Source organism: Streptomyces sp. NBC_01298 (genome assembly GCF_035978755.1).
Lineage (GTDB): Bacteria > Actinomycetota > Actinomycetes > Streptomycetales > Streptomycetaceae > Streptomyces.
Window position 1 is genome coordinate 608,908 of the sequence record NZ_CP108414.1, and the last position, 11,954, is coordinate 620,861.

Annotated in this window: 8 protein-coding genes and 1 pseudogene; 4 read left to right on the plus strand and 5 right to left on the minus strand. The window is 74.4% G+C overall.

What is annotated here, in order from left to right; all coding sequences use genetic code 11:
• Positions 1–423 precede the first annotated feature (423 nt).
• Positions 424–1,515, minus strand: a pseudogene (locus OG730_RS02680) (AMP-binding protein); the annotation flags it as partial.
• A gap of 138 nt (positions 1,516–1,653) precedes the next feature.
• Between OG730_RS02680 and OG730_RS02685 the strand changes: the two are divergent.
• From OG730_RS02685 to OG730_RS02695, 3 genes are all read left to right on the plus strand, one after another.
• Positions 1,654–2,040 (plus strand): VOC family protein, encoded by a 387-nt coding sequence (locus tag OG730_RS02685; protein WP_327302594.1) that lies wholly within the window; start codon positions 1,654–1,656, stop codon positions 2,038–2,040.
• A 128-nt stretch (positions 2,041–2,168) separates the two neighbouring features.
• A complete protein-coding gene (locus OG730_RS02690) occupies positions 2,169–4,097 on the plus strand; it encodes an ABC transporter ATP-binding protein (protein ID WP_327302595.1) in 1,929 nt (642 codons plus the stop codon).
• A gap of 64 nt (positions 4,098–4,161) precedes the next feature.
• Entirely contained in the window at positions 4,162–4,542 is a 381-nt protein-coding gene (locus OG730_RS02695) for a VOC family protein (RefSeq protein ID WP_327302596.1), read from the plus strand.
• Positions 4,543–4,944: 402 nt separating this feature from the next.
• Here the strand turns inward: OG730_RS02695 and OG730_RS02700 are convergent, their stop codons facing one another.
• The 3 genes from OG730_RS02700 to OG730_RS02710 form a co-directional block, all read right to left on the minus strand.
• Entirely contained in the window at positions 4,945–7,125 is a 2,181-nt protein-coding gene (locus OG730_RS02700) for an ATP-binding protein (RefSeq protein WP_327302597.1), read from the minus strand.
• Between the two features lie 63 nt (positions 7,126–7,188).
• Positions 7,189–8,160, minus strand: a complete 972-nt coding sequence (locus OG730_RS02705; protein WP_327302598.1) for a collagen-like domain-containing protein — start codon at positions 8,158–8,160, stop codon at positions 7,189–7,191.
• Positions 8,161–9,346: 1,186 nt separating this feature from the next.
• The gene (locus OG730_RS02710; RefSeq protein WP_327302599.1) at positions 9,347–10,123 is read right to left on the minus strand and encodes an NAD(P)H-dependent oxidoreductase; all 777 of its coding nucleotides are present in this window, start codon (positions 10,121–10,123) and stop codon (positions 9,347–9,349) included.
• Positions 10,124–10,261: 138 nt separating this feature from the next.
• Here OG730_RS02710 and OG730_RS02715 point away from each other — a divergent pair, with 138 nt between their 5' ends.
• Positions 10,262–11,110 (plus strand): helix-turn-helix transcriptional regulator, encoded by an 849-nt coding sequence (locus OG730_RS02715; RefSeq protein WP_327302600.1) that lies wholly within the window; start codon positions 10,262–10,264, stop codon positions 11,108–11,110.
• Between the two features lie 99 nt (positions 11,111–11,209).
• Here the strand turns inward: OG730_RS02715 and OG730_RS02720 are convergent, their stop codons facing one another.
• A complete protein-coding gene (locus tag OG730_RS02720) occupies positions 11,210–11,947 on the minus strand; it encodes a FadR/GntR family transcriptional regulator (RefSeq protein ID WP_327302601.1) in 738 nt (245 codons plus the stop codon).
• Between the last annotated feature and the right edge of the window lie 7 nt (positions 11,948–11,954).

Here is an 11,954-nt window from a genome sequence, read left to right on the forward strand (position 1 = left end):
CGGCATCGGGAGCGCCGACCGCTGCTCGCGGCCCGCCCGGTCCCGGGGGATGCGGGGCAGCCGGACCACGGCGCTCGGCATCATGGCCCCGGGGAGCCTGCCCGCCAGGTGGCGGCGGAGTTCCGCGCCGCTGGGGAGGTCGAAGCCCGGGGGCCAGCTGTCGTCCTCCTCGGGCGGGGCGAGGAAGGCGACGAGCAGGGGCCGCGCGTTCACGCCCGTACCGGACCCCTTGACCTCGGCCAGGAGCGCGGCGCCCACGCTTTCGTGGCTGCGGATCGCGGACTCGACGGGATGCGGGTCGAAGGCCTTGCCGTCCGCGGTGAGCCGGTCGCGGATCCGGCCGCGGAACTCCAGCAGCCCGTCGGGGCGCAGCGCTCCGAGGTCCCCGGTCGGGACCGGTTCGCCGCCGCCGGGCACGGTGAGGTGGATCTCCCCGTCGCGGACGTCCAGGCGGCAGCCGGGGAAGGCGGTTCCGATCAGCGAGAGCTCCTCTGCCCCGTCCAAGGGGGCCGCGAGCTGCGGGAGTTCGAACCGGGCGCCGGTGCCCGCCGCTTCGGTCGGCCCGTAGACGTTGAGCAGCCGGGCGCCGGGCCGCAGCCGGGCGAGCAGGGCGGCCTGTTCGTCGAGGTAGAGACGGTCTCCGGCGACGGTGACCATGCGCAGGGACCGCAGCCCCTCGTCGGGGCGGCGCTGGGTCCGTGCCAGGGACGCCTCCCGGTCGCGCACGAGGAGCTGGGTGGCGGCGCCCGGGTCGGTGTGCAGGACGGTGACCCGCTCGGCGTCGACGGCGCGGCGCAGCGACTCCGGTGTCCAGCGCGGGCCTTCGGGCAGGACGAGCGCGCCGCCCTCGCACAGGGCCCGCGTCCATCCGGCGGCGAAGCCGGTGAGGTGCGGGGCGGCGGTGATCAGGTGCCGGTCCTCGGGAACCGGCCCCGCCACCGCGGCCCACCCTTCGTGGGCCGCGAGGAGCCGGTCGTGGGAGAGGGAGACGGCCCGCCGGTCCGCACCCCCGGTGAACAGCACGGCGGCGGCGTCGCCGCGCGGGGCCCGGTCCGGCGGGTCGGCGGGCAGCGCGCCCGTGGCGACCGCGTGCTGCCCGTCGGTGCGGATCACCCGCAGGGCGCCGCCGTCGTCGAGGCGGGCCTGCTCCGCGGCGTCGGCGAGCAGGGCGAAGGGCCGGACGGCGGCGAGCTGGCTCTGCCCGGTGCGCGGGTTCTCGACGTCGATGACGGCGTAGGCGGCGCCCGCCTTGAGGATGGCGAGGAGGAGGACGACGAGTTCGGCGCGCGGGGCGGAGCCCACGGCGACGACGGCCCCTTCGGGCAGTCCGCGGTCGAGCAGGTGGCGGGCCGACTGGTTGGCCCGCGCGTCGAGTTGTCCGTAGGTGAGGCTGTCCGTGCCCGCGGCGACGGCCTGGGCTCCCGGGGTGTCGCGGGCCCAGCGTTCGAAGCGGGAGAGAACGGTGTCGCCGGCGGGCCGGCCGGAGGGCGTGAAGGGCTCTGATCCCTGCGTCATGGGCCGATTCTGACACCGGGCACCGACAGGGCACGAGGGCCGCGAAAATCCCTCGCACGAGCGATGGTTGATCCACTATCGTCCTGCGCTGGTGCCAACCGGCTACCGGTGGACAGGTTTCGAATGGTCGGAGGCCACATGGCCAAGGAATTGCAGGTGGCGTACGACTGCGCCGATCCGGGCGCGCAGGCGGCGTTCTGGGCACAGGCGCTGGGCTATCGCGTCCAGCCGACGCCGGAGGGCCAGAACGACTGGGCGGCCCTCTCGGATCCGGACGGCAAGGGACCGCGGCTCTACTTCCAGAGGGTCCCGGAGGCCAGGACCGAGGCGAAGAACCGCCTGCACCTGGACGTGCGCTCGGCGCCCGGTCTGAAGGGGGACGAGCGGATGGCCGTACTGGAGGCGGAGGCAGCCAGACTGGAGGCGCTGGGTGCGAAGCGGCAGTACCGCCTGGAGTCCGACGAGGTCAACGAAGGGATCATCGTGATGACCGATCCCGAGGACAACATCTTCTGCCTCGACTGATCTGCCGCCCGGCCTGTCGGCTGACCGGTCGCCGGGCCTGCCGCCCGGCCTGTCGAACAGGGTTCCTGGTCACCCGGGGGCCCCTGCCCCTTGACCTCAAGTTTGGTCGAGGTCCTACCGTTCGGCTCATGGATATGGAAGTAACCGCCTGGACCTCGCTCCACAGCGCGATCAACGCCCAGCAGGACCGGCGCCCGCTCTCGCGGGCCGGACTGCGCCGGATCGCCGCCTTCGCCCGCCCGCACCGGCGCGGGCTCACCTTCTTCCTCCTCCTCAGTGTGGTGACCGCGCTGCTCGCGGTGGCCACTCCGGTACTCGCGAGCCGCGTGGTCACCGAGATCGTCGAGGGCCGCGACAGCGGTACGGTCACCCGCCTCGCCCTGCTGATCGCGCTGATCGCGGTCGCGGAGGCGGGGCTGGGGCTGGTCCTGCGCCGGCTGTCGTCCACCCTCGGCGAGGGGCTGATCCTGGATCTGCGAACGGCGGTCTTCGACCACGTGCAGCGGATGCCGGTGGCGTTCTTCACCCGGACCCGCACCGGGGCGCTCGTCAGCCGGCTCAACAACGACGTGATCGGCGCGCAGCGCGCCTTCAGCAACACCCTGTCGGGGGTGGTGTCCAACACCGTGACGCTGCTGCTGACCCTGACGGTGATGCTGGGCATCTCCTGGCAGATCACCCTGCTGGCCCTCGTGCTCCTGCCGGTGTTCGTGCTGCCGGCCCGCCGGATGGGGGTGCGGATGGCGGCGTTGCAGCGGGAGGCGTCCGCGCTCAACGCCTCGATGGGCACCCAGATGACCGAGCGCTTCTCGGCTCCGGGCGCCACGCTCGTCAAACTGTTCGGTCGGCCCGACGAGGAGTCGGCGGAGTTCGCGGCGCGCGCCGCCCGGGTGCGTGACATCGGGATCCGGACGGCGATGGCCCAGTCGGCCTTCATCACCGCCCTGACCCTGGTCTCCGCGCTGGCCCTGGCGCTGGTGTACGGCCTCGGCGGCCACTACGCGCTCACCGGCACCCTGGACGCGGGCTCGGTGGTCGCCCTCGCCCTGCTCCTGACCAGGCTGTACGCGCCGCTGACCGCGCTCGCCGGGGCGCGGGTGGAGGTGATGAGCGCGATGGTCAGCTTCGAGCGGGTCTTCGAGATCCTCGACCTGAAGCCGCTGATCTCCCAGAAGCCGGACGCCCGCCGGGTGCCCGAGGGGCCGGTGACGGTCGAGTTCGACAACGTCTCCTTCGGCTACCCCTCCCCGGACAAGGTGTCCCTGGCCTCCCTGGAGGAGGTCGCGACCCTCGACGCGCGGGGCGGCACCGAGGTGCTGCACGAGGTGTCCTTCCGCGCCGAACCCGGGCAGATGATCGCCCTGGTCGGCTCCTCCGGCGCCGGCAAGTCGACCATCGCGCAGCTGCTCCCCCGGCTGTACGACACCGACACGGGCGCGGTCCGCCTCGGCGGGATCGACGTACGGGACCTCACGGCGGACTCCATCCGCGAGACCCTGGGCATGGTCACGCAGGACGGCCACCTCTTCCACGAGTCGGTACGGGCCAACCTGCTCCTGGCCCGCCCGGAGGCGGGAGAGGACGAGATCTGGGAGGCCCTGCGCCGGTCCCGCCTCGACGGGCTCGTGGCCTCGCTCCCGGACGGGCTGGACACGGTCGTCGGCGAGCGCGGCTACCGGCTCTCGGGCGGGGAGCGCCAGCGGCTGACCATCGCCCGGCTGCTGCTGGCCGGCCAGCGGGTGGTGATCCTGGACGAGGCCACCGCCCATCTGGACTCCACCTCGGAGGCCGCCGTCCAGGAGGCCCTGGCCGAGGCCCTGTCGGGCCGGACCGCCGTGGTGATCGCGCACCGGCTGTCGACGGTGCAGGCCGCCGATCTGATCCTGGTGGTGGAGGAGGGCCGGATCGTGGAACGCGGCACCCACGCCGAGCTGCTCTCGGTGGGCGGACGGTACGAGGAGCTGTACCGGACCCAGTTCGCGGAGGCCGGCCCGGACGGGGACACGCCGGCGGCACGCGCCCTCCCGGGCGGCGCGGCGGCGGTCTCCGGCGGATGATGGCCAGCGGGGCGGCCGGGACCGGTCCCCCGCATCCGCCGGGACACGGAGTCAGGAGAAGCCGATGGACATCAAACTGGAACTGGTCGCCGTACCGGTCACCGACATCGACCGGGCCAAGGCCTTCTACGAACGCATCGGCTTTCACGCCGACCACGACATCACGGTCAGCGAGGAGATCCGCTTCGTCCAGCTGACCCCGCCGGGCTCGGCCTGTTCGATCGCCATCGGCAAGGGCCTGACCCGGATGACACCGGGTTCGCTGGACAACATGCAGGTGGTGGTCGCGGACATCGAGGAGGCCTTCGCCGACCTCAAGGGCCGGGGCATCGAGGTGACGGAGATCGAGGACATGCCCTGGGGCTCCTTCGTCTACTTCTCCGACCCCGACGGCAACGGCTGGGCCGTCCAGCAGACCACCCCGCGCACGCCCCCGACGGGCTGACCGCGCACGGCCGGGCGGCCCGGGGTCCGGGGTCCGGGGTCCGGGGTCCGGGGTCCGTCTTCAGAAGAACCCCCGTACGTCTCTGACGGAAACTCAGAGTCGTTTGTGCAGGGGGTGTTTGTCCGGCCGAAAACCGGTCAGACGCATGGACAGCGGAGCGCGCAGCCCGGACTGCAGCGAGGCTTCGCCGGTCGGGGCCGTGCGGGAGAACAGTGCTCACGCGCCCCGGCCACCGGCACCACGACTGCCGCACGGGATCCGTGCGGCGCCGGGACCGCCGCCGCCCCCGACCGCCTCGTCCCGGACGAGGCAGCGGGGCGGCTTCCCGGCAGCCCCCGACGACGGCGCTCAGACCGCCGTCCCCGGGCCTCGGATCCCGGCGGCAGGCACCGGGGAAGGCCGTCACGACCTTTCGTACGGGTGGGGTCGGGTGCGCAGGGCGTGGCCGTGCCGCAGGCCCTCGCGGAAGGCCTCCTCATAGGCCTGGTCGCCGAGCTCTCCGCGCGCGGTTCGCTCGAACTCCTCGCGTACGGAGGCAAGTTCGGGTGTGCCGCGTTGCGGGTGGCCGACCGCCTGCCAGTAGGCGTGGCCCGTGCCGTACGCGCGCGCCGCGCCGGCCCCGTCCCCGGTCGCCGCGCGGGCCGCGGCGAGCAGGTCCAGGCCCAGGGCCGTACCGAAGCTGTCGCCCAGCTCACGCTTGCTCTCCAGCATCGCGCGGGCGTGGACGGCGGACTCGGCGGGGCGGTCCTCGAAGAGGCAGATCAGGGCCAGTTGGTAGTCGGCGTAGGCCCGGGTCCAGTGCTCGCCGCGCTCCTCGCAGCCGGCGCGCAGCAGTTCCGCCTCTTCCCGGGCGTCGGTGAACAGGCCGGTTCCGGTGAGCGCGAAGACCCGTACGAGGTGGCAGCGGATCCGGGGACCCGAGTCGAAGGGCGTGCCGGGGTGGGCCTCCAGGGCGTTGTCGGAGACGATCCGCGCGGCCAGCGGGCGCCCGGCCAAGAGGTGGCTCAGGCCCAGCAGGTACGCGGCGTCCAGCGCCGGGCCCCCGTTCCCGTCCGGGCCCTCGTCGAGGCCGGCGGCCAGGGCCTCGCAGCCGACGGCGATCCGGTGGGCCTGCTCCTGCTCGCCCTGGAGCAGCAGGGTCACCCCGAGGGCCCACAGGGCGCGCGCCCGGACCCGCGGGGCCACCTCCTCGGGCCGTGCGGCGGCCAGGGCCCGTTCGAGGTAGCCGCGCGCCGCGTGCAGGTGGCCGCAGCAGGCCCAGTAGAAGCCGGCCCGGGCGGCCAGGTCCAGGGCCCGCTCCGGGGCGGCGGTGGCCAGGTGGTGGTCCAGGGCCGCGCACAGGTCTCCGTGCGCCGCCTCCACGCGCCGGTACCCGGTCCGCTGGGCGGAGCCGAGCCAGTCCCGTTCGGCGGCGTGCACGAGCTCGGTGAAGTACGCGGCGTGCGCGTCGCGCAGCGCCTCGCGCTCCCCGGCCTCGTCGCGCCACATGGCCCCGTACTCCCGGATCGTGTCCAGCATCCGGTACGAACCGTCCGCGCCCCGGCGTACGACGGACTTGGCAACCAGCGTGTCGAGCAGCGGCGGGACGTCCGCCGCGGTGAGCGGGGCGGCGGAGCAGACCGCGCGTGCGGCGGCCAGGTCGAAGGCGCCCCCGAACACGGACAGCCGCAGCCACAGCAGCCGTTCGCGCGGGGCGCACCACTCGTGGCTCCAGCCGATGGCGGTGCGCAGGGCGCGGTGGCGCGGCGGCCGGCCGGGAACGGGTGCGGACAGCGGGCCGATCCTGCGGGCGAGCCGCACGGCCAGTTCCTCGATGGTGTGGTCGGTCAACTGCGCGGCGGCCAGTTCCAGCGCGAGGGGGACCCCTTCGAGACGGGCGCACACGGAGCGGGCGGCCGCGAGCCGGGCCTCGGTCCAGGGCGGAGCCTGCCCGGGGGCGGCAGCGGCGGCCCGCCGGGTGAACAGGGCAAGGGCCTCCTCGGGACCGAACGGGTCCGCTGCGTACGGCAACGGGCCGATGTCCAGGACGCGTTCGCCCTCGAGTCCGAGGGGCTGCCTGCTGGTGAGCAGCAGAACGAGGTGCGGGGCCGCGTCGAGCAACTCCCGTACGAGGTCCCGCACGGCCGCCACCAGGTGCTCGCAGCAGTCCAGTACGAGGAGCAGCCGGCGCTCGCCGATCCATTGCCGCACCGCCGCGGCCGGGGTGCGCGCGGTGTGGTCGGCGAGGTCCAGGGCGTCGGCCACGGTGGCCACGAGGAGCCGCTCGTCGGGGAGCGGGGAGAGGTCGGCCCAGTGGACCCCGTCGGGGAAGGGGCCCACCGGCCGGGTGGTTCCCGCCTGTTCGGCGGGCGGTTCGGAGGGCGGTTCGGAGGGCGGTTCGGCGGGGTCGGCCGCGCCCGCACCCGTACCCGCCGCGAGGTCGGCCGCGCGGCGGGCCAGGCGGGTCTTGCCGACGCCGCCCGACCCGGTCAGGGTGATCAGTCGATCCTCGCGCAAAGCCCGTTCGATCCGGGCCAGTTCACGGGTCCGCCCCACGAAGGAGGCGGAGCCCCCGGCCTCGTACCCGTCGCCATGTCCCAGCACCCGCCCAGTGTGGCGTACGGGGCGGGTTCCGGGGGGCCGGTCACGATCGGGCGGGGTCCCGGGTCAGGCCGCCGGGGGCGGGGGCGGCACCGTTCCGGGCTGCGGATGCACGGGCGCCCAGGGTGCGTCGCAGATGACGCCGCGCCCGTTGGTCACGCAGTGGGTGTGGTAGAGCGTGCCCGTCTTGGTGACGGCCTTGACCTTCACGTCGTTGCCGTGGATGGCCAGGGCGACCGTGCAGACGTCGGCGGGGTAGCCGGTGACCGGCGCCACGGTGAGGTCGGTCCAGGCGAAGTCGCCCCACTGGCCCGTCATATCGCGGGTGCGGCGGCCGAGGTAGGTCTTGCCCTCCTTCAAGACGAGCGCGAACTCCTCGGAGTTGTTGGGCATCTGGTTGTCCACCGAGGCGCAGGGGCCGATCGGACCGGGCACCCCCTGCGGACCCACCGGGCCCAGCGGGCCGAGCGGCCCGGTGGCACCGGTCGGGCCCGGGGCCCCCTGCAGCCCGGCCGGTCCCCCGAACCCCTGCGGCCCCGCGGTTCCGGGAAGGCCGGGCAGCCCCTGCGTGCCCGCCGGACCGGCCGGACCCGCGGGGCCCTGCTGCCCCTGCGGCCCGGCCGCCCCGACGTCTCCGGTCCGCCCTACGTCCCCCTTGGGCCCCGGGTCCCCCTTGGGCCCGGCGAGCCCCTTCTCGCCCTGGAGTCCCGGAGGCCCGGCATCACCCTTGGGCCCGGCGAGCCCCTTCTCCCCCTGGAGTCCCGGAGGCCCGGCATCACCCTTGGCACCGGCGTTCCCCTTCCCGCCCGGCTCGCCCCTGGGACCCGGCGGGCCCGCGTCGCCCTTGGGTCCCGAGGCGCCCTTCTCCCCCTTGGCACCCTTCGGCCCCCGGGGGCCCTGGGCCCCGGCCGGAGCGGGGCATGCGTGCCCGCCCTCCGGCACCGCCTCGGCCCGGTCCCGCCCACATCCGCCGTCGGGCCCGACGGGCACCGACTCCGGCGCCCGGCCGGCCCGTAGCGGCTGCGGGGCACCCGACACCGGGGCGGCGTACGCCGCCTGCGGGGCGGCCCCTCCCCGGAACTCGGCGCCCCCACCCCCGACCGGGTCCCCGGCCGCGACACCCGCACCCGCACGCCCCCCAAAGCCCGAAGCCGGCCCTTCCGAGAAGGGCACCCCGCTCCCGGAACCCGACACCGCACCTTGACCCGAACTCGGCGCAGCACTTGCGCCGGCGACTGGCGCAGCGCCGCCACCGGAGTCCGGCACAACACCCCGGCCGGAAGCCGACGCAGCACCCCTGCCAGGGGCCGGCGCCGCACCCCTCTCGGACGCGACCGTCATGCCCCTCCCCGAATCCGGCACCGCGCCGCCGCCCGAACTCGGCACCGCACCCCCGCCGGAGGCCCGCGCGGCACCTTCCGAAAGCGAGGCCACGCCACCGCCGGAGGCCGCCGCGCCCTCCGAAGCCGACACCGCGACACCGTCGGAGGCCACCGCCGGGACCGTGAATCCGCCCAGTGCCACGGCCATCGGCAGTACGAGGCCGCCGGCCAGCCGGGCCCTTCGTCCGGTTCTTGCTGTGGAAGACATGCGAGTACCCCTTCGCCGAACGGAAATGGTCGTCTGCTCCGGCCGAAGCGAGGGGGAGCATCTCCCGGAAGGGGGTCCGACGAAGATCAAAAACGCCCATGCCGCCGCAGCGTCAGCGAGTTGGTCCAACGACACGCGGTACCGGTACGCCGGACGGCGGGAGGGCGACGCCCACGCCCGCGCTCTCTGTCGGACCGCCTTGATGGAACTTCCTCATGGCCTTCCGATTCACCGCCCGCGCCGCCGGAACCGAAATCGATCCGGACGGCTACTTCACCGAGGCCGCGGAATGGACACTCATTGCCTGGTCACGGCCGGGCAGGGGACGGCCTACGGCTGCGTGCGCGAAGCCGTCCTGGACGGCAACGTCCTTCGCGTCGTGCTGGACCCCCAGGCTCTGGCGGACCTTCGGCTGGAGGACAGCGAAATCGAGGCCGTCATCGAAGCGCCGGCGCACGAGGTGGCCCGGTTCCGGGAGATCCTCGCTCAGGTGCTCGCCTACGGGCGGGCGGACGCTTTGCCCACCCGGGTAGCGGTCCGATCCGAGGGGTGGGGCCACACCGCGCTTGACAGTCGGCATCGGGACGTTGCCACCGGCCAGGCCCCCGATCACCCCGCGGCCCGCGGCCGGCGGTCAGCGTACGTGGAGTCCGAAGCCCGCGCGGCCCTCGGGCTCCAGGCCCTGCCTCAGGTGGAGCGAGGGAATCTCGTAGTCGCCGAAGTTCTGCCGCCGGAAGGGGATGGGCTCCGTCGACTCCAGGGTGAGCAGCCGCTCCTCCCAGGCCTTGGCGGCGACCGCGTAGTCCTCGGCGCCCATCCGGTCGGCGCCGTACAGCACGAACGGTGGCAGCGGCTCGATGCCCGGGTAGTAGAGGATCCCGTGGTGGATCGGGAAGAGCAGGTCGTCGATGGGGCCGTTGATCCCGCGAGCGGCGTAGTGCGACTCCGGGCCGCCGGCGGTCACCGCGAGCAGGGCCCTGCGCCCCGCGAGGGTGCCTTCGCCGAAGCGCTCGCCGTACTTGGTGGCGCTGTGCTCGCCGACCCCGTACGCGAAACGGTAGGTGAACACCCGGTCCACCCAGCCCTTGAGGATCGCGGGCATCGAGTACCACCACAGCGGGAACTGGAAGATGATCGTGTCGGCCCACAGCAGCTTCTCCTGCTCGGCGAGCACGTCCGCGGTGAGCGCCCCGGCTTCGAAGGCCCGGCCCGAGTCCAGGGCGACCTTCAGCGGGCCGGACGCGTGGGGGCCGTAGTCCTCGGCGTCCACGACCGCCTTCCAGTTCATCGCGTACAGATCGCTCACCCGCACCTCGTGTCCGGCGGCCTCCAGCGTGGACACCGCCAGGTCCTTCAGCGAGCCGTTGAGCGATGCGCGCTCGGGGTGGGCGTGGACGATCAGCGTCTTCACGGGAACTCCTCGGGATCGGATGCCTTCGATCCTGGGCCCCGCGGCGCCCGTTGTTCAGGGGCGCGCCTTCCGTCGGACCGGGGTTCCTGGTATCGGCAGGGCCACCCTCGCGGGCGCCGCCGCGGCCATACTGGGCCCATGGACGATCTTGCGGGCTTCCTGCGGACCCGGCGCGCACGGGTCGACCCGGCGGCCGCCGGCATCCCCACCGACAGCCGCCGCCGGGTCGCGGGCCTGCGCCGCGAGGAGGTCGCACACCTTTCCGGTGTCAGCGTCGACTACTACGTGCGCCTGGAGCAGGGCCGCGCCACCCAGCCCTCCGAGCAGGTCCTCGACGCGCTCGCCCGCGTCCTCGGGCTCGACGAGACCGAGCGGGAGCACCTCTACCGGCTCGCCCGGCAGCGCCGCCGCCGCGCGAAGGCGCCGGGCGGGAGGATCCGGCCGGAGGTGCTGCGCGTCCTCGACCTCGTCGTCGGCGCGCCCGCGCTGATCATGGACCACCGGCTGAACGCGCTCGCCGGGAACCGCCTCGCCGGGCTCCTCTTCGGCCGGCCGATGCCGGGTCTCAACATCGCCCGGCACCTCTTCCTGGAAGAGGCCGAGCGCGGCCTCTACGCCGACTGGGAGCAGTGCACCCTCGACGTGGTCGGGCACCTGCGCCTGGCCGCCGGCCAGTACCCCGAGGACCCCGGGCTGACCGCGCTCATCGGCGAACTGGCCATGGGCAGCGAGCGCTTCCGCCGCCTGTGGGCCCGCGCGGACGTGCGCGCCCGCACCCACGGCCGCAAGGCGTACCGTCACCCGCTGGTCGGAGTGCTGGAACTGCACCAGGAGAACTTCGCGCTGCCCGGCGACTCGGGCATGGAGCTGCTGGTCCTGTCCGCGGCCCCCGGCAGCCCCGCCGAGGACGGACTGCGCCTGCTCGCGGGCCTGGGCGCGGACGGCGCCGACGCCCGTCCCCCGGCGAACGTCCCCGTACGCGACTGACCGCACGGGCGGCTCGCCCGGCCCCGGCCGCACCGGCCGACCCGCACGGCCGACCCGCACCGGCCAGCCACCTCCGGCCGCCCGGCTCCGCCCGGCCGTCTACGGCGCGAGCACGTCCAGTTCCTCCAGCGCGCCCACCGCGATCTGCCGCGTCAGCGCCTCCGCGCGGGCCGCGTCGCCCTCCCGTACGGCCTCGGCCACCCGCACGTGCAGGGTGACGGCCGCCGGGTCGGGGTCGTGGAACATCACCGCGTGCTGGGTGCGCCCGGTCAGGACCTCGGCGACGACATCGCCGAGCCGCGCGAACATCTCGTTGCCGGAGGCGTTGAGCACGATCCGGTGGAAGGCGATGTCGTGGTGGAGGTACCCGTCGAGCTGGTGACCGCGTGAGGTGCGGACCATGCCCAGGGCCGCCTCGGTGAGCTCGGCACACTGCTCCGGGGTGGCCCGCAGCGCCGCGAGTCCGGCCGCGACCGGTTCGATGGCCGAGCGCAGCACGGTGAGGGAGCGCAACTGCCGCGGTCGGTCCGCGCCGGCGAGGCGCCAGCGGATGACGCGCGGGTCGTAGACGTTCCACTCCTCGGTGGGGCGCACGGTGACGCCGACCCGGCGGCGGGACTCGACCAGCTGCATCGATTCCAGTACGCGGACCACCTCGCGGACCACCGTCCGCGAGGCGCCGAAGCGTTCCGCGATCTCGTCGGTGCGCAGCACGCTGCCGGGCGGGTGCTCCCCGGCCGTGATCGCCAGGCCGATGGTGTCCAGCACGTGGGAGTGGAGCCCTTGGCTGCCCTGCTCGGCCGGTCCGCCCGGTGCGCCCGGCACTTCAGTGGTCATGGCGTAA

What these genes read in the sequence shown, in the direction of transcription:
- OG730_RS02685 (WP_327302594.1), top strand. Translation starts at nt 1,654, where the DNA reads ATGGCCAAGGAATTGCAGGTGGCGTACGACTGCGCCGATCCGGGCGCG.
- OG730_RS02690 (WP_327302595.1), top strand. Translation starts at nt 2,169, where the DNA reads ATGGATATGGAAGTAACCGCCTGGACCTCGCTCCACAGCGCGATCAAC.
- OG730_RS02695 (WP_327302596.1), top strand. Translation starts at nt 4,162, where the DNA reads ATGGACATCAAACTGGAACTGGTCGCCGTACCGGTCACCGACATCGAC.
- OG730_RS02715 (WP_327302600.1), top strand. Translation starts at nt 10,262, where the DNA reads ATGGACGATCTTGCGGGCTTCCTGCGGACCCGGCGCGCACGGGTCGAC.
- OG730_RS02720 (WP_327302601.1), bottom strand. Translation starts at nt 11,947, where the DNA reads ATGACCACTGAAGTGCCGGGCGCACCGGGCGGACCGGCCGAGCAGGGC.